This is a genomic window from Streptococcus mitis, assembly GCF_905187535.1.
In the GTDB taxonomy this organism is placed as follows: domain Bacteria; phylum Bacillota; class Bacilli; order Lactobacillales; family Streptococcaceae; genus Streptococcus; species Streptococcus mitis_BS.
This window is the reverse complement of record NZ_CAJJIE010000047.1, coordinates 77,775-96,451: the sequence shown is the minus strand read 5'-3', so window position 1 is coordinate 96,451 and position 18,677 is coordinate 77,775. Positions and strand designations below refer to the sequence as shown.

Genomic DNA, 18,677 nt, shown 5'->3' with positions numbered 1-18,677 from the left:
ACTTATGAAAAAAGAAACCTTCACTGAAAAACTCATCAAACGCACATACGGCATTTCTGGTCCCCTTGACGAATACAAACGGCGAGAGGCCGATCGTATCGGCAATCAAGTCTTTATCGTCCTCTTTTATCTGATGATTTTCGGAAATCTTATTCCACTCCTTCTGGCCTATAAATTTCCTCAAGAAGTGGCTCTGGTCTATCCTCCTCTGATTTTAGTGATTGCCCTCATCGCTGCTAGCTATGTCACCTACCAAATGAAAAAAACAGGAATTACAACTATTGAACCAGATATGCTGAGTGAGAAAGAAAGTAAGCAACTACACCACCCAGGTCTTAAAGCAGGTTTGTTCTTTGGTCTATGGATGTTTTTTATAACTCCTCTTCTAAGTATACTCATAGGTGAAGGTCAGGACTATTTTCATTCTCTTCTCACTATAAGAAATGGTGTATCAAGCATTCTCGGTTCTATCTTCTTCGGAGCAAGCATACAGTTTCTCATCTCCCGTCGCATTGCAAAAACTAAGAAAGATCAAAATAAGGATTAGGAGGTGCCTTATGAAATCACTAGTAACTTTACTTACCTATCATATTTTGTTCAGTTCTCTGCTCATCTTCATCATCATTTCAGGGAACTTGCCAATCGACGAGACATTCCTCGTGCTAGTCTTTATTCTAGCACTTAACAAAGGACTGACTTATCTAAAGATTGACTCCCCAAAAACGCGCACACTTAACTTAGCACTGTACTTTATGATTCTATCTTTACCACAACTGATGATCGTCTCAAGCGATTGGAAATATTATTTACTGCTGACTATCGCTAGCCTTTCTTCTATCACTTATCTTTATTATCTCTATCAATTCGTAAAAGAAACAAAATAGCATCGTTCATTTAGGAGAAATCACCCATGAAAAAAGAAGACTTAACAACTCGCCTACTTCGAAATTTCTTTCATATCCAAGGGCCTTTTGATGAATGCCGTCAAGAGGTTATCTACAAGGCTTGCGCCCGTTCCATGATCCAAATCTTTTACTCTTCCTTCATTCTCTTCCTATTCTATATTTTGTTCGGAAGCTTTATAGAAATTGTTCGAAATGTTATGCCCTACATCTATTTTGGACTCATTTTGTTCATGAGTATAAAAGCTCAAAAAGCCGTCCAAGAGCTTCATCTTGAAAAGGATGACAAATCAGAAATCATCCTCAAAACCTACAGCAAAGCCCAAATCAAATTCCGAAGCTGGATTGTGTTTATCAGTATTCAGATTGGCTTCTTTACCTTACTCATCTTTCATAAAGTCTTCGTTCAGCAGATGTCCCTTTCAGATTTTGGAAAGTTGCTCATGCAATTCGATAAAAGTATTCCTTTCCTGATGTATAGCCTCATTATCGGAAGCATTTTTGGAACCCTGACCTACGGATTTCTATCACTACAGGAGGAGAAAACTCCTAAAAATACCAAACAGAAGGAGAAAAGCAAGCAATGACTTCACTATACGATTTTTCAGTCTTGAACCAAGACAATCAAGAAACTCCACTAGAGACCTATCGTGGTAAGGTTCTCTTGGTTGTCAACACTGCTACTGGATGTGGTTTAACGCCCCAGTACCAAGGACTTCAAGAACTCTATGATCGCTATCAAGAACAAGGTTTTGAGATTTTAGACTTCCCTTGCAATCAGTTTATGGGACAAGCACCAGGCGGCGCAGAGGAAATCAACGCCTTCTGTAGCCTACATTATCAAACCACCTTCCCACGTTTTGCCAAGATCAAGGTCAACGGTAAGGAAGCAGACCCTCTCTATGTTTGGTTGAAAGAACAAAAATCTGGCCCACTGGGAAAACGAGTCGAATGGAATTTCGCTAAGTTTCTCATTGGTCGTGATGGGCAGGTCTTTGAACGCTTCTCTTCAAAAACAGACCCAAAACAAATTGAAGAGGCGATACAAAAACTACTATAATTTCACAATCTCACTATTATTAGTTCTCCTTTAGCCTAAGAATAGTGGGATTTTTTGATGGGCTTTGACTTGAATAGAAAAACACCCCATGATATGAGCCATGAAGTGTTGTAAAAATGATACATTTACAGCAGACTCCCCTCTACTGACTACTATTTTTAACCCCAGCATATACATAGGTCCTATTTCTAGGACACGCTTTTTCCGTTACCACCCTAAAATAAAAGCTATGCTCCCGCCCATCCTTGGCATTTTCCTTGTTTAAGACAAAGTAGTTTTTCTGATTCATCGCCATGGTTCGTAGGATGTCATCAATCAAAAAAGTCAAGGGTACGTTCATGGCAGAATATTTTTGAAAATCCTCTTCAAAACGAATATAGTCATCTGAAAAATAATCCATCTGCAGTTTGTTTTCATACAGCTCTTTTCTAGTCATAAACTCCCTCCTCCCACAGTCGAATTTCTAGGATATCTGCAACCTCTATCAACCTATATCCCTCGTTTGTCCTAATAGATAGAGTCTGATGTGATAACTCTCTCACCACACCGATGATAGTCGCCTTCTGCTTCTTTTCCTTTAGCACAAAACTTCCCTTCAGTTGGCCAACATAAAGCCGAGAAAGCAAGTGCAACTTCTCATCTGGAGTCAAATCCGTCGAAAAATCAACACGATTTTTTTCTTCACTAAGCGAACTGGTGTGTTCTGAAAGGTAAAAGCCCATCCACTTCTGCATCCCTGGATCTTGATAATCTCGCGCGGATTGAAAGGGCAAATAAGAACGATCAATCATTGTAATCCATCTAATCCTCCAGCAGAATGTCCCCCAATCAGCTTGCTTCTGGCAAGACTCCTAGAGGCTTCTTCCAGTGCATTGGCCTTTAAGAGAGAAGTGAAACCAAATTGTTCCCGAATGGAGTCAATGGCCGTCTGGAGCCTTTCTTCTTTTTCTAACTTGTCAACATCATCAAAAAGGGAAATTAAACCAACGGACTCGTCTACAAAGCCTGAATAGTTAACTCCGACACTTCTGACCGCCCCAGAAGTGTATTTGTTATGAAATAGCTTCAAAACATAATTCGTTAAGACAGCGGTATTATTGGTAGCTTCGACCTTCATTTGTGTGTGAATAGATGGCCTGACCTCCTGTTTAGAGAAACCAAGATAGATAGAGACAAGAGTTGTTTTCTTACCCGCCCTTCTCAGTCTAATAGCTACCTGCTCAGCCATTTCCCGGAGAATAATTTCAATATCCCGTAGCTTCACGTAGTCTCTCGGCAAGATTTGAGAATTTCCCAAGCCCTTGGATTTGGCTTTATAGGGCTTATGAACATTACTTTCATCAATCCCGTTAGCATGAAACCACAAACGCAGGCCAGCCTGACCCAGAGCTTTCTTTAGCTGGTCTGGATTACTGGTGGCCAATTCCTTGATAGAATAAATCCCCAGAGTATGCAAGCGTTTCTCCATCCGCCTGCCAATCCCCCAAAAGTCCGTCATCTTAGGGATAGCCCAGACCTTCTCTTCCACATCCTGGTAAGACCAGTTGGCCCTCATGGTCGGGGTGTGCTTAGCCTCATTATCCAGAGCCAACTTGGCCAGTAAGGGATTGGCATTGGACATGCCTACTGTAGAGTAAATCCCTGTCTTCCTCCAAATATCCCTCTGAATGCGAGCAGAAAGCAGATCCAGCTTGTCTTTACGGGATAGACTCTTATCTGGGATGAAATAGTTAAGCGAACTAGTCAGGTCAATAAAGCCCTCATCAATCGAGTAGGGATAAATATCATCTGGGCTGCCATAGTTTTGAAAGATTCGCTGGATTTCCATATTGACTGCGATGTATTCATCCATCCTAGGAGGCACAATCAAGGTCACCTGAGCCCAATCTTCAATGTAGCGAACATAATCCGAGTCAGTCGGTAGCCCTTGCTTTCGAGCATTGTAATAGGAAAATTTGCGGGTCTTGATATCAAAGGGCAGATCATAGGCTCGACCAACATTTGACTTGCCAAAAATCTTCTTAAACAGGGGAGAGGAGGCTAGTATAAGACCAGTTGAGTTATCCGCGCGACTCATGACACAAAGCGAGGTTTTCAGCGGATGTAAGCCCCTTTTCACGCACTCAACACTGGCATAAAAGGATTTCATATCAACAAAGGCAATGTCACTTTTGGGCTCTCTGGAATAATCAAAGTAGCCCATTGGCTAGCCCTCCATCGGCACAAAGTTCCCAACGATAATTCCCACAATCCGAGGATCTTCCTCATAAGAGATGAAAATATCCTTGTATTTAGGATTGATAGAGACCAGACGCAATCCATTCTCCTCTCGATAAACCCGTTTGATATAGGTCTGGTTGTTACAAACCACTGCATAAACCGCCCCGTCATAGTCAAATCCTGTCTCTCGGATCAGAGCTACTGAACCATTTTGGTATTTAGGTTCCATGGAGTCCCCAGACACCCATGACGCAAAATCGTGGGCCAACTCCTCATTAAAGTAAACCGTATCAAAATTCTGATCATCGTAGACCGAAGCCCCAATCCCTGCTGACATGCGTTCATAAACACGATACTCGTAGAGGCGCTCTGGCATAGGAGCCACTTTCTGGGTCTGTTCTTCTTGAGCCAGGTTGCGAGCATAGAGAACAACCTTCTCCTTCCCTTGCTTGGAGAGGCTATGGTAGAGACGGACAATCTCAATCTGAGTGAAATAGCCTTTTGCGACTTTTAAAATCTTCTCTAGCTGAGTAACTTTCTCCTTAGACGGTTCTTTGATTCCACGTTCCCAAGATGAGTAAGCCTGGAAACTAATCCCAAGTTGCTCTGCAATTTCCTTCTGTGTTAATTTTAACTCTTTCCTACGAGCCTTGAGTTTTTCCGGCTGATACATACTTCACCTCCTATTATGATGCTTTAATGGACATTATCTCCCTTAGAAAGACTAATCGATGCTTGAATCCAGATTTTTAGAACTCAACCAATATGGTTTAGTTTTATTATATAAAAAAAGTAGACAAATGTCTACTAGGAAAATCAGAAACATCGTGAGTTTTATACTCAATGAAAATCAAAGAGCAAACTAGGAAACTACCTGCAGGCTGTACTTGAGTACGGCAAGGCGACGTTGACGCGGTTTGAATTTGATTTTCGAAGAGTATTAATCAAACTAAAAGGACCTAGCCCTACACAATACAGAACTAAATCCTTTAAATAAATAATTGATCTAACTTTTAAAATCCCTACAGAAATTCCAGTTTTTCTCTATTTGATACCAGACATTAGTTTTTCAATACGTGGAACGTAGAAGAGTAAGATAATACCGAATACAATCGTAATTCCTCCAACAATTCCATAGTAAGCCACTTCAGTTTCGCTTGTATAAAATTTTACAATTTGAGCATTGATAGCTTGGGCAGCTGCATTACTCAAGAACCAGATAGACATCATTTGTGCTTGGAAGGATTTTGGTGCTAACTTAGTAGTGACTGATAGACCAATCGGCGAAATCAGCATTTCCCCTACAATCACAATAGCCCAACTCATAATCAACCAGAGAGGACTGACCTTAACATCTGTCCCAAAGAGCATCCCTGGTAACATCATCCACAAGAAGGATAAACCTGCAGCAAATAAACCGTAAGCAAATTTCTTAGCAGATGATGGTTGCTTTTTACCCATTTTCCCCCACAACCACGCAAAAATCGGCACATAAATCATAATGAAAAGGGGATTGATACTTTGGAAAAAGCTAGATGGAAAATGAATCTGATTCCCAAATACATTAAAGTAAAGTTGAGTTTGATCATCCGCAAATAGAGCGAGAACAACAGAACCCTGTTCCTCAATAGACCAGAAGAGTACTCCAGCGATAAATAGAGGAATGTAGGCAAATACTCGAGATCTCTCAGTGGCAGTTATTTTCTGACTAGATAAAATCTTAAAGAAATAGTAGATTGGAATAATTACAGCAATCACTGTAAAGATATTAACAATCATATCCACGTTAAATTGGTGAGTAAAGACTAAACCTATAACCACAAGAATAACCATGACAAGTGTAATTAGCAAGCGTTTAATCAAGGTCTGCTGGTCCTTCTGTGAAAGTGGATCAGTGGGGTAAAGACTTGATTCAGGCAGATATTTCTTCCCATCTAAAACATACTTCACCAAACCAAAGAACATCCCAATGGCAGCTAATGAGAAACCTAGATGGAAATTGACTTCCTGACCTAGATAACCTACTAAATAAGGGGCAACGAAGGCACCTAAGTTAATACCAAAGACAAAGATACTAAAACCTGCATCCCGTCTATCATCCTCTTTCTCATAAATTCCCCCCACCATATCTGAGATATTGGGTTTTAAAAATCCAGTTCCAAAGATAATCAAGGCAATAGAAAGATAGAGAGCCACTTGTCCAAAAGGTGTTGCCAAAGCAATATGCCCTAGCATAATCAGAATCCCACCGTAAAAGACAGTCTTACGGCTTCCTAAAATACGGTCACTGACAAAACCACCAATAACCGAGGACAAAAATACCAGCGAGCCATAAATAGCCATAACCGATGCAGCTGTGGTCTTCTCCATCCCCAATCCACCATCTTGCACACTATAGTACATATAGTAAAGTAGGATAGCTCGCATCCCATAGTAAGAAAAGCGTTCCCACATCTCTGTAAAGAAGAGGGTGGACAAGCCCATAGGATGTCCAAAAAATGTTTTCTGTTTTTCCATATATATTCTCCTTTAACGATATAATAATTCATTTTACAGAATTTTCAAACAAATGTCAAACAAATCCTGTTTGTTTTAGAAAATTTTCTGAAAAAATCACACGTCTCATACTTAATTCCATCATAAAAATCCATTTCAGACTAACTTCCACTTCGGTCAGGCGAGCGAAAGTTACTTTGAAAAATCACCTTTAAAAATTTGCTCTTGTTTAGTTTAAAAAATATTTCAAACCTTGAAACATACTTATCCTTTCCTCTTCAGTAAACAAAAAACATCCCTATGCCAAACTTGTAATTACTAAAATACAAGTCAATAAGCATCGAGATGTAAAACTATTACACATTAAAAAATAAATAATAGAAATTGTGTACGAAATGTCTCAATTAGTTTTGGCTAGTAAATATTATTTCCAATAAACGTCCTCTCAATTCCTTATCCTGATGATGCAAGATATTCATTAACTCATGAGAATTTTTAGCATTGATGAATTCATTTAACAATCGATCTTTTAATTCATATGGAAGAGAAGCCATCTTTAGTAGTCCAAAAACTTCGTCATCTAGAGATGTTGTTTTATTATCTTTACATTCAAATCTAGCTGTAGTATTCTTATTTGGCAATTCAATGATAGACACATTCGTTCCTTTAAAATGAATTCTATGCCTTCTATTGCTTGGAAGGATACTAGACTCTCCTTGTAATGCTAACTCTACCATACCCATTTCCCAGTCGATTGATAATCTTGTTTTATATCTTTGACCATTTTGATCTTCAATCATTTCAAAAGAATGTTGTTTGCCTGGGAATACATACCAATCTACAACTTCAGGTAAATCAACACCCATATCTATCTCAGAACCAACCAATGGAATGATTGCACCACTTTTGGCAAACACAGGAATAGTCGAAATGTCTCTATAAACACTTAAGTTCACGCCACCTGTGTATTTTTTCTCTGAAAAGAAGTCATACCATTCACCTTCAGGGAACCATACATCTACTTTTGCAGATTGAAATGCCAAATCCATCTTTTCTACAATGGGAGCCACCATCAATTCTGTTCCAAAAAAGTATTGGTTTGGAACATTATAGCTCTCATCATTCTCTGGATAGAAATAGTACATTGGGCTGATTAATGGGGCGCCTTCCTCATGTGTCTTTACATTCATGGTGTATAGATATGGAATCATCTGATGTCTCAAACGAAGGTAATTCTTCATAATCTTAGATGTTGTTTCTGAAAAAAACCAAGGTTCTTTACTATTGAAGGGACTTCTAGAACTATGTAATCGAGTAATCGGACTAAAAACCCCAAACTGCAGCCATCTAGTTTGTAGCTCTTCGTCATAATCCCCCAACATATGTCCACCGATATCATGGCTCCACCAACTATAACCGATATTTGATGCTGTTGCTGTAAAATAAGGTTGAAATCTTAACGAATTCCAACTAATAATAGTATCCCCTGAAAAACCAACAGGGTAGCGGTGACTACCAGGACCTGCATATCTTGATAAAATTAAGCCACCTTCTGAATGTTTACAACTATCCTGATAATGATAATGGTTTAAAAGCCATAGTGGATCCAACATGCCTTGTGTCCCTTGTTGCCAGTCAATCCACCAAAAATCTACTCCTTGCTTTTCTAGCTCATAATGAACATCTTTAAAGTAGGCTTCCCTAAAAGAAGGATTAAAAAAATCAAAAATGGCAGGTTCTTCTAGTTCTACATTTAACCCCAATCGTTTTGCTACCTGAGGATAAGCTTCTTCATAAGCTCGTATACCATCAGCAGGATGGACATTTAAGGAGAGTTTTAACTTTCTATCATGGAGTTGTTGCAATAACTGTTCTGGATTAGGTATTAAGTTTCTATTCCAACTATAGCCTGTCCAACCACTTCCAAAACGGGATGGAATTTCAGTTATATGCCAATCCATATCTAATACACCGATAGATAATGGAATCTTCTCTGTTTTAAATCTGTCTATTAAATTCAAGTATTCATCCGACGTATATGGCCAATACCTACTCCACCAATTACCTAAAGCATATCTTGGCAACAAGGGTGTTGAACCAGTCAAATGGTAAAAGTCTCTGATTGCTCCTCTATAATCATGCCCATAGGCAAAGAAATAGAGGTCGATTTGATTTTCTCTCTCCATATAACCAGACTGTTCATCCCAAATAAATCCTTGAGAATCATCCAGTAAGGCAATACCATTTCGACTAATAATTCCATCTTCTAATGGGATTGCGCCATCTGCCTTATCCAGAGTCCGAGCTGTTCCTTTTAACGTTTCAATAGATTCACCAAAATACCAGCGACTACCATATACAGCAAAATTTCCTTTTAATTCTATAAATAAATTTTCGGCGTTAAATTCTCCTTTATTAAAGTGCAAATGAAAATAGTCCGTCATAATATCTAGTACGTTTGATGTCTCGATATAATCTAACGAAACTTGGCCAAAATCTCTATTATAGATAAGTTGTGTCGTTCTATCCTCAAAATTTCCAGTTTGAGAATATTCTAACCTTACTAGCTTGTCTGTTAATACAGAGATTCGATAAAACTCTCCCTTAAAAATTTTCACTTTGTTTCCCTCCTTTTATTAAATTGCCTTACTTTATCAAACATTTTATTCGTTATCATTACATTCATCAATCCGCAAAAAGCAAATCCCCCAAATGTAAATACGTAAATAGCTGTTAAAACTCGTTCTGGACTACTAAAACTCATATACAGTACAGAAATATTAAATAAAACCAAAATGATAGCTTGTATTGGATTTAAAATACAAATTAATACGCTATTTACAATACTATTTTTTAGATTATCTTTAAATAGACCAATATAGGGAAAAACAACACTCATTAAAAGTATTATAACAAATAAAAAGGGCAACACTAACAATAAACTATACTCTGAAAATAAACTTGAATAGCCCCAAAGACAATAGTTCACATATAAAAGTAATTCTATTAGGAGGATAAACAACCAAATAAAAGTTGATTGTTTTAAATTTTGTCTAAAGATCCGAAAATAATGATAAGCAATATCGGTATCTTTACCTTTTAAAATACGACACCACATTGTCGTAAGAGAAGTTAGTGATGCCCCAATTGTAACTATTGGAATACAACTAACAATAAATAGAGTATTTAAAATAATTAAATCTGTCAAAAAAGTTAAAATTCTAACCACTTTTCCATCTAATGAAAATAATTTTTGCATAATATATTCTCCATATAATCAATCGTCTCAACTCTATATTTTAGAATGTCAGTTGCACAAAAATATTACCCAAATTATTTAAAAAATATTTCTAAATTTCTTTAAAAATTAGAATAAAGGAAGCGAGGTAATCTGATGTTATCATTCTCGCTTCCTGTATTTAACTAGTCCTTGTTAGTACAACCAAGAGATCATATAAAATATTACTCTTTGATTTCTTTTTGGTAACGATTGTATGCTTCCTGTTGAATCTTCATAAATTCGTCCAATCCCATATTCTTAAGAGTTTCTTTGTATGAGTCCCATTCTTTTTCTATGCCACCTTCAACTACCCATTTAGATGCTTGTTGTTTGACATAAGATTCAATACTCACATAGATTGATGATAATTTGTTGAGTTCTTCTTGTGAATAAATTACATTAGGGTAAGCTGGCAACGCAAATTGTTTCAAATCTTGGTCCATCTTCAATTTCAATCCATCACCTTGTGTTTGATCGATTTCTACGCGACTATTGATATCATCGCTTACGTATTTAGGTCCAAAATCTCGAAGTGAATGAATCCATGCATACTCATCGGCTGATTTACCATCTTTAGGAGGTAATACTTTAAACTTATCACCATTCTTTTCAGTAGCTATGCCAAATGATCCATAGAAATTCTGAATACTTGCTTCATCTGTATATAATTTATCCAACCATTTCAATAATTTAGCAGGATTTTTGCTCTTATTTGTAATCAAAATTTCATTGCGACCATAGTTGTAATGATCTGGGTCAGAAAAGACATATTGTTTTCCATCCATACCTTTTAAAGCAGGTAGAGCAATATATTCACTTGAATGTAAGCCAAACGTTGCATCTGCTGTCCAACCACTAGAAACACCTACTCTAGCTACTCCCTTATCCATACGTTTCGCTACACTCATAGAGGTATCTTCTGTAAAGATTTCCGGATCAATCAAACCTTTTTTATAAGATTCGTGCATTGCTGCAATCCCTTGTTTGTAACTTTCTTCTGTACGAAGGTAGACTGGTTTTCCATCTTTTACAGACATTTCATACGTATTATCTGCACCTAAACGATTATTGAACGGAAGAATATATGAGAATGTTGGATCAAAGTTTCCTGCTCCGAATGGAATTTCATCAGAAGCGTCTCCATTTCCGTTCGCATCTTTATCCTTAAATTCTTGTAGTACTTTTACTAAATCATCATAAGTTTCTGGAACCTTTAACCCTAAATTATCTAGCCACTTTTTATTAATAAATAGCTGATTAGCTACTGTAGGACGCATTGGTAATTTTTTAGGCAGGCTGTAGATATGACCATCTGGTGAAGTAATCATAGCTTTAATCTTAGGTTCTTTCTCCATAGCCTTAGTTAAATTAGGCATGTTTTCCTTGATTAAATCTTCCAATGGAATAAACAAAGATTGGTTCTGAGCAATTTCTGAATCTGTAAAAGCATTTGAACCTAAAAATGCATCTGGTAAATCTCCGCTAGCAACCAACACAGATTTCTTATCTGACCAATCTGCTGCCACAAGTGTATCCCATTTAACATCAATACCTGCTTCCTTGGCAGAATCTGTTAGAAAACCTTTATGATAATCTTCTCCCCAGTCAGACCAACGAACAGTCGTAATTTTATAAGAATCTTCTCCAGATTTATCATCCGTATTCGCATTATTGGAATTTGCGCAGGCTGTCAAGCCAGCAAGTGTAACTGTTCCTAAGAACAAATATGTAAATGATTTACTTTTCATGTTTTTCTCCTATTCTTTCAGCGCGCCAATCATTACGCCTTGATTAAAATATTTTTGAACAAAGGGATACAACAACATAATCGGAGCGGTTGAAATAACAATTGCTGCATATTTCATCATATCGGCCTTGATACGAAGATCTGATGCCACTTCTCCTGTTGCTTGCGATTGTAACATTTGGTTACTAATTAGTAAACGTCGTAAAATTAATTGCAATGGTTGCAAATTTTCATTCGTTAAATAAATTAAAGCATTAAACCACGAATTCCAAATACCAACTGCAGTCCAAAGTCCAATAACTGCAATAATAGCTTTTGATAAAGGAACGACTATCTTAATAAAATAACGAATTGTACCACATCCATCAATTTGCGCAGCCTCCCACATCCCGTCTGGAATACTATTATTAAAGAATGTTCTAGCAACAATAATATTGTATGAAGAAACTGCAAAAGGTATTACCATCACCCAAAATGTATCAATCAAGCCTACATTCTTTACTGTTAAGTAGGTAGGAATCAAGCCACCTGATACGAACATAGGGATTATGTATAGAATACTCATCCACTTTCTACCTACTAATTCTTTTCTAGATAAAGCATAACCAGCTGGAATATTGACTACTAAAGCAACTAAGGTACCAACAACAGTATATAAAATGGTATTTAGATAACTACGTAAAAATAAAGGTTGTTGAATAAGACGTAAATATCCATCTAATTTCCATTCTCTAGGAATAAACCATACCTTCCCATTTGCAACATCTGAAGGATTGCTAAAAGATGCAATCACTACAAACCATAACGGATAAACAATTAACAGGATAAGGAAAATTGCTAAACCATAGGTAACTATATCAAATAATAATTCAGAGTTTGTTTTTCTTGATTTATGAAACCATCTCACTTTAAGCACTCCTTCCTTTAAAAAAGACCCGTTCTAGTATATCTTTTTGAGAACCAGTTGACAGATAACAAAATTATTAGATTGACTACGGTGTTAAATAACCCTATAGCTGTCGAATAACTATACTGAAAGTTCACCATACCAACTTTATAAACATAGGTCGAAATTATCTCACTTCCTGCTAAATTAAGAGGATTCTGTAATAGTAACACTTTCTCAAACCCTACACTTAATAAACTACCTGCTCTTAATATTAGTAAAATCATAGCAGTCGGCAAAAGTAATGGTAATTCTATATGCCGAATTTTTTGTAACCTAGAGGCGCCATCCATAGTTGCAGCCTCATAATATGTAGGATCAATTGCAGAAAGCGCTGCTAGATAAATAATACTATCCCAACCAATATGTTGCCATACATCACTCCAAACATAAACACCTGCAAAATTAGTAGGTTTTGATAAAAAATCTGGAATAGTAATTCCAACAGACTTAAATACATTTGCTAACAAACCACTAGTAGGAGATAAAAATAAGATAATCATCCCACACATAACCATTGTAGAGATAAAATGAGGTAAGTAAGTTGTCACTTGAAATATTTTTCTAAATTTCCCAACTCTTAACTGATTACTGATTATAGCTAGTATAATAGGCAAGGGGAATCCTACTACAATACTATAAAGCGAAATTTTTAATGTATTGAACATAGTTGTCCCGAATTGGAATGATGAGAAAAATTGAGTAAAGTACTTAAATCCTACCCACTGACTAGCAAAGATACCATTAGCTGGTGAATAGTCTTTAAATGCAATAATTAATCCCAACATGGGAATATAGGAAAATAAAATTAATAGCAATATTGAAGGAAAAAGTAATATATATAACGGAATACTATGCTTTAATTTTATTTTATGAAGTTGAGATGCTACTTTCATGTTTTTCCTCCCATCTGATTTTCTACGATTATTTTACACCATAAAGAATTCCCTTAATATAACTTTTTGGACTAGGTTTATCAATTTTTCAGTTTTTTAATTTTAAGAACTATTACTTTTCCGACATCTTAATAAAACATATCTGTTTTGTTACATGATATCATATTTTCAAAGTGCTATAATTTTAATAGGAGACTAGTATATGAAATTAAATCACGACTTATCAAAAAAACATTCTATTCATTTTTTCTTTAAACTCCTACTTGTACTACTATTGATAAATATTTTAATCAATATTGCTATGAGTGACATAACCAGAAATTTTATTAAAAACCAAAATATAGTACACCTACGTAGTTCAATTGAAATTTATGCTGACTCTGTTAATGAGAAATTGCATTCTGTAGAACGCTTTATGTACTCAACAATAACGCATAATGAATCTTTAGAGAAATTAAATCATGTACAAACGTTTCTTGACTATCAAGAAGATCTCAAAAAAGTTCAAACTAGCTTTGCAGAGTTTGAATATCAAAATGAAACTCATATGACATTCTTATTAGAAACCGATAGTACTGATTATTTTATAAATGTCTCCAATCTTTATATTCCATATGAAGATTATCTACTGTTAAAATCAAATCTAAAATCATTGCGTAGTGATATAAGTGACCGTAAATGGAAAAATGTAACTACTAAAAACAGCGAATACTTAGTTAAATCTGTCCATTACGAAGGAAAAATCATTTATGCCGTCATATCTTCAGAAGATATCCTAAAACCTCTCAGAAAACTCAATATTGGAAATAATGGTAAACTTTCCCTAAAAGAGCCTAACAATATACCCTCCGAAAACTACCTAATTCATGCTCAAAATGAAAAAACGCATTTACCTTTCGATATTTATGTTTTAGTCGATTATGCCGAAGTCTTTAGAAATATCACACTCTTAGAAGTATTTTTGTCAGTCGTTCCTATTATTATCACCATTTTATCAATCATCATTATCCTGTATATTCGTCAATGGATGATTAAACCGATAACAAGACTCACTGAACGACTTTCTCAACTTGGGGACTCCATCCCCCCTTCTGAATTTTTTATATCTGAAGGTATACTAGAAATTGATAAGGCAAATGATAAACTTAATAAAGTGATATTTGACATGCAAGAATTAAAAATACGAGAATACCATTCACAACTAGAACTTAAGAAGATCGAACTTAATTATCTTAAGAATCAAATCCGGCCGCATTTCTACTTGAATATGTTATCAATGATTCATAGTATGCTTCAAACAAAAAACTACAAGGAAATTGAAGACTTAACTATCCTAACTTCAAATTATCTCCGTCATTTATTTATGGCTAATCAAGATTTTTCAGAACTTAAAGATGAAGTTCAACATATTAAAGATTATTTAGAAATACAACGAATTCGATATGGAAATAATATCTACTTTTCACTAGACTACAATTCTGATCTACAAAATACTCTTGTCCCATCGTTACTTTTACAAACATTTATTGAAAACACAATCAAACACGGGTTTTCATTTCAGGATTTATTTACAATTTTACTATCGATAAAAAAAGTAAAAACTGAGAACTCAGATTATATTCAGATTTGTATCGAGGATAATGGTCCAGGTTTCTCTGAAGAAATTTTATCAAAACTAAATCAGAAACAGTCTCTAATAACAGAAGATGGACATCATATTGGGATCACGAACACCATCGAACGTTTGAATCTTCTCTATCCCAACGACTATACTATTACATTTGAAAATAATGAAGAAGGTGGGGCTAAAATTCTTTTACTTATTCCATACAAGATTATAGACGGAGGTTATAATGAACATCTTATTGGTTGATGACGATCGTTTTATCATTGAAGCTTTACGAGAGAAAATAAATTGGGCAAAACTACACATTGACATTGTTTATGTTGCCTATAGCCTTACTCAAGCTCAAAATATTATTAGAGAACATCCCATTGATCTCATGATAAGTGATATAGAAATGCCTCAAGGTAGCGGTCTCGAACTCTTATCGTGGATTAGAAATGAAAAATATGATATAAAAACAATTTTTTTAACCAATTACGCCGACTTCAACTATGCTCAAAAAGCAATTGAATTGCAAAGTTTCGAATACTATCTAAAACCTATTAATTTTGAAAAATTAGAATTTATTATTCAAAAAGCCATTAGTAAAATTGAGAATCATAACTCAAACGGAACAAATGATGCACTTTTACAAATAGAAGATAATTTCTGGTATGATTACCTTAGAAAACCTCAAATTTCTCGCATTGATGAGCTAGAAAATATAGCAAGCAAACAAGATTTTATTCTTCAAAAACACCAGTATTTTTTCCTTGCAGTTTTAACAATCAATCTTAATGAAGAAGATTATTCTGCAGAAACTCCATCATGGACTTCTCAACTAAAAAGAGAACTTCAAAGAATTTCACAACCTTCTTATAAGCTGATAAGTTTATTCAAGATGGAAAGTCAGGTTGATCAATATGTTTGTCTCTTTAAAGTAGACTCATCCAAACGTAGTGACAAATTGGCATATGAAATTCATTCTCAAATTTCTAATAACTTTAACAAATACTCAAACATTATATATAAGAGTTGCCATAAAATATCCGATATTTTATTTCATACCAAAGAACTCTACACTTATAATGAACAGTATGTTTCTTATTGGAATACTATTACATGTGTTCCACATAGTTTCCCAACTTCTTTCAAAACAGAAACTCTTTCAATTACGTTTTTAGATAGCTTAAGCGAATATGAATTAAGAGAAAAAATTAATTCACTCGTCTATAATTCTCAAATCCCTACTTTCACGCTACAACAAATTTTACTAGATTGGACTCAACAAATAGGAATATATCTAGATCAAAATGGAATTTCGGCACATAAATTGTTCCAAAATAGCACTCATGATTTCCTATTCCAACGACGCTTTCATTCAATTGAATCATTTCAGGATTACTTTGATTATTACTGGTCACATGCTAAGAAATTTGCAACAAACATTGAAAATCAAAAAAATAGCATTCAACGCATCGTCGAATACATAGATCATCACTACTATGAAGATATAAATCGTTCTATATTAGCAGATATGGTTTATCTCAGCGCAGATCATTTAGCTAGAATTTTTAAAAAAGAAACTGGAGAAACTCTTGTTAAATATATAACGGATAAGCGCATTAATGCTGCTAAATCTCTCCTATCTCAAACAAATATCTCGATATCACAGGTATCTTGTCAAGTAGGGTATGATAATTATTCTTACTTTACTAAAATTTTTAAACAAAGGACTGGACTTTCTCCTGGAGATTACCGTAAAACTTATCAAAATAAAATGTAAGCAATCTAAATTATTGAAATGCTAAAGACTGTGGTAAGCTTTGACAGTCTACAGTTTTTCCAAAAATAGCTCCATAAACTTATTTGAAATTGCTGATAAGGTAACTTTTAAAAAGTCAGTTTGAGAAGAACATCTAGTAAATATTTCTAGGATAAAACGTATACTATCAGGCTTTTTTGAATTGCACCCCAAAAGTTAGACAGAAAAAATCTAACTTTTGGGATATTTTTATTATGGAAACATTTCCTTCATTTTCTCCTAAATTGAGTTTTGCTAACCTATTTTATCTATCTCTAATGACTTACTTCAACTCCTTACCTCTTGGAAAGAACAACAAAAATATGAACTGGCAAAATTTGGCATTATCAGTAATCCAGAACAATTTGTTTTTACATATATCGACACAAGAGGAAACATCAACAAACCTTTACATGCTGACTATCTAAACAATAAAATGAAAAGTATCAGAAAGCGACATAAAGAGCTGGAACATGCTACACCTCATAAATTACGACATACAGGAGCAACATTAGCAAAACAGGCTGAAATGGCTGTTGGAGAGATTGCTTATCGCAATCTTAAAAAGTAATGGTGTGAATTTGGTGTGGAAAATGGTGTGAATTTTGCTAAAAATCATCAAAAAAACACCCCATGGTGTGAACCATGAAGTGTTGTAAATGCTGTATTGTAGCTGATTCTTAACGTTTTGAGAACTGGCTAGCTTTACGAGCTTTCTTAAGACCTGGTTTCTTACGTTCAACTTTACGTGAGTCACGTGTAAGAAGGCCTGCGCGTTTCAATGAATCGCGGAAGTCTGGGTCTACTTGAAGAAGGGCACGAGCGATACCGTGACGGATAGCTCCTGATTGACCTGCGTATCCACCACCTACAACGTTAACGAAAACGTCGTATGAACCTGCAGTTGAAGTAACTGCAAATGGTTGGTTGATGACAAGACGAAGGTCAGCGTGTGGGATGTACTCTTCAACATCTTTTTTGTTAACAGTGATTTTACCAGTTCCTGGAACAAGGCGAACGCGTGCAACAGCGTTTTTACGACGTCCAGTACCTGCATATTGTGCTTGTGACATACTTTATTGTTCCTTTCCTTAGATAAGTCCTGAAATATCAAGAACTTCTGGTTGTTGTGCAGCGTGAGTGTGCTCAGCTCCAACAAATACTTTCAACTTCATACCTTGAGCGCGTCCAAGTGTATTGTGTGGAAGCATACCTTTAACTGATTTCTCGATCAAACGTACTGCATTTTTAGAACGAAGTTCACCTGCAGAGATTTGTTTCAATCCACCTGGGTGGTTTGAGTGAGTGTAGTAGATTTTATCAGTTGCTTTTTTACCAGTCAATTTAACTTTTTCAGCATTGATAACAATCACAAAGTCACCTGTATCAGTATGTGGTGTAAATGTTGGTTTGTTTTTTCCGCGAAGTACGCTAGCAACTACTGCAGAAAGACGTCCAAGTGGTACATCAGTTGCGTCAACTACGTACCATTTACGTTCAACTTGGCCTGGTTTAGCCATAAATGTTGTTTTGTTCATGATTTCTCCTATATATAGTTCGATTTTTGTTTACGGTGATGGGTGTTCCTTCCCATCGAAAAGTATTTGGAAGGTTCCGGGGCCTTTCAAATGGGGTAAACAATACCGCCTACTATAATACCAAATTTCACCCCTAAAAGTCAATAGATATGAAAAATATTTTTCTGAATTCCACTCTTTTT

18 protein-coding genes and 1 pseudogene are annotated in these 18,677 nt (G+C 35.7%); 7 read left to right on the top strand and 12 right to left on the bottom strand.

Translation table 11 applies throughout. The features are described 5' to 3' along the window. The first annotated feature begins 4 nt into the window (after positions 1-4). Genes JQ841_RS05345 through JQ841_RS05330 form a run of 4 tightly spaced genes read left to right on the top strand, consistent with a single transcriptional unit; the run spans position 5 to position 1,962 of the window. On the top strand, positions 5-547 hold the full coding sequence (locus JQ841_RS05345; RefSeq protein WP_203180338.1) for a DUF3278 domain-containing protein: 543 nt from the start codon (positions 5-7) through the stop codon (positions 545-547). Positions 548-557: 10 nt separating this feature from the next. Next, a complete protein-coding gene (locus JQ841_RS05340) occupies positions 558-884 on the top strand; it encodes a hypothetical protein (protein WP_203180337.1) in 327 nt (108 codons plus the stop codon). 26 nt (positions 885-910) lie between these two features. After that, on the top strand, positions 911-1,489 hold the full coding sequence (locus JQ841_RS05335) for a DUF3278 domain-containing protein (protein ID WP_203180336.1): 579 nt from the start codon (positions 911-913) through the stop codon (positions 1,487-1,489). Beyond that, a complete protein-coding gene (locus JQ841_RS05330) occupies positions 1,486-1,962 on the top strand; it encodes a glutathione peroxidase (RefSeq protein ID WP_203180335.1) in 477 nt (158 codons plus the stop codon). Before JQ841_RS05335 ends, JQ841_RS05330 begins: the two co-directional genes overlap by 4 nt. A 142-nt stretch (positions 1,963-2,104) precedes the next feature. Here JQ841_RS05330 and JQ841_RS05325 read toward each other — a convergent pair whose 3' ends face one another. The 10 genes from JQ841_RS05325 to JQ841_RS05280 form a co-directional block, all read right to left on the bottom strand. Further along, entirely contained in the window at positions 2,105-2,398 is a 294-nt protein-coding gene (locus JQ841_RS05325) for a DUF5960 family protein (protein ID WP_020903430.1), read from the bottom strand. After that, positions 2,391-2,753, bottom strand: coding sequence for a hypothetical protein (locus JQ841_RS05320; RefSeq protein ID WP_203180334.1), 363 nt, complete (start codon positions 2,751-2,753; stop codon positions 2,391-2,393). Before JQ841_RS05320 ends, JQ841_RS05325 begins: the two co-directional genes overlap by 8 nt. Continuing rightward, positions 2,750-4,165 (bottom strand): Y-family DNA polymerase, encoded by a 1,416-nt coding sequence (locus JQ841_RS05315; protein ID WP_203180333.1) that lies wholly within the window; start codon positions 4,163-4,165, stop codon positions 2,750-2,752. Before JQ841_RS05315 ends, JQ841_RS05320 begins: the two co-directional genes overlap by 4 nt. 3 nt (positions 4,166-4,168) lie before the next feature. Then, complete coding sequence (locus tag JQ841_RS05310; protein ID WP_203180332.1) at positions 4,169-4,855, bottom strand: XRE family transcriptional regulator; 687 nt, start codon at positions 4,853-4,855, stop codon at positions 4,169-4,171. Positions 4,856-5,226: 371 nt separating this feature from the next. Further along, a complete protein-coding gene (locus JQ841_RS05305; protein WP_419991918.1) occupies positions 5,227-6,636 on the bottom strand; it encodes a peptide MFS transporter in 1,410 nt (469 codons plus the stop codon). A gap of 446 nt (positions 6,637-7,082) precedes the next feature. Next, entirely contained in the window at positions 7,083-9,296 is a 2,214-nt protein-coding gene (locus JQ841_RS05300) for a glycoside hydrolase family 31 protein (RefSeq protein ID WP_203180330.1), read from the bottom strand. Next, positions 9,293-9,937 carry a DUF624 domain-containing protein gene (locus tag JQ841_RS05295; RefSeq protein ID WP_203180329.1) on the bottom strand — a complete coding sequence of 215 codons (645 nt, stop codon included), beginning with the start codon at positions 9,935-9,937 and terminating at the stop codon, positions 9,293-9,295. The genes JQ841_RS05300 and JQ841_RS05295 overlap by 4 nt, the downstream gene beginning before the upstream one ends. A gap of 203 nt (positions 9,938-10,140) precedes the next feature. Beyond that, positions 10,141-11,706 carry a type 2 periplasmic-binding domain-containing protein gene (locus tag JQ841_RS05290; RefSeq protein WP_203180328.1) on the bottom strand — a complete coding sequence of 522 codons (1,566 nt, stop codon included), beginning with the start codon at positions 11,704-11,706 and terminating at the stop codon, positions 10,141-10,143. A gap of 9 nt (positions 11,707-11,715) precedes the next feature. Beyond that, entirely contained in the window at positions 11,716-12,612 is an 897-nt protein-coding gene (locus tag JQ841_RS05285) for a carbohydrate ABC transporter permease (protein WP_001267167.1), read from the bottom strand. Between the two features lie 17 nt (positions 12,613-12,629). Next, positions 12,630-13,547 (bottom strand): ABC transporter permease, encoded by a 918-nt coding sequence (locus JQ841_RS05280; protein ID WP_000861541.1) that lies wholly within the window; start codon positions 13,545-13,547, stop codon positions 12,630-12,632. 202 nt (positions 13,548-13,749) lie between these two features. On the opposite strand from JQ841_RS05280, the gene JQ841_RS05275 reads away from it, so the two are divergent. The 3 genes and pseudogenes from JQ841_RS05275 to JQ841_RS05265 all read left to right on the top strand — a co-directional run. Beyond that, positions 13,750-15,420, top strand: a complete 1,671-nt coding sequence (locus JQ841_RS05275) for a sensor histidine kinase (RefSeq protein ID WP_203180327.1) — start codon at positions 13,750-13,752, stop codon at positions 15,418-15,420. After that, positions 15,401-16,939, top strand: a complete 1,539-nt coding sequence (locus JQ841_RS05270; protein ID WP_203180326.1) for a response regulator transcription factor — start codon at positions 15,401-15,403, stop codon at positions 16,937-16,939. The genes JQ841_RS05275 and JQ841_RS05270 overlap by 20 nt, the downstream gene beginning before the upstream one ends. A gap of 289 nt (positions 16,940-17,228) precedes the next feature. Beyond that, positions 17,229-17,507 (top strand): annotated as a pseudogene (locus JQ841_RS05265) (site-specific integrase); the annotation flags it as partial. 130 nt (positions 17,508-17,637) lie between these two features. Here JQ841_RS05265 and rpsI read toward each other — a convergent pair. Together rpsI and rplM are read right to left on the bottom strand one after the other, a co-directional pair. Then, on the bottom strand, positions 17,638-18,030 hold the full coding sequence (gene rpsI / locus JQ841_RS05260) for a 30S ribosomal protein S9 (protein WP_000075964.1): 393 nt from the start codon (positions 18,028-18,030) through the stop codon (positions 17,638-17,640). Between the two features lie 18 nt (positions 18,031-18,048). Further along, on the bottom strand, positions 18,049-18,495 hold the full coding sequence (gene rplM / locus JQ841_RS05255) for a 50S ribosomal protein L13 (RefSeq protein ID WP_001044624.1): 447 nt from the start codon (positions 18,493-18,495) through the stop codon (positions 18,049-18,051). Between the last annotated feature and the right edge of the window lie 182 nt (positions 18,496-18,677).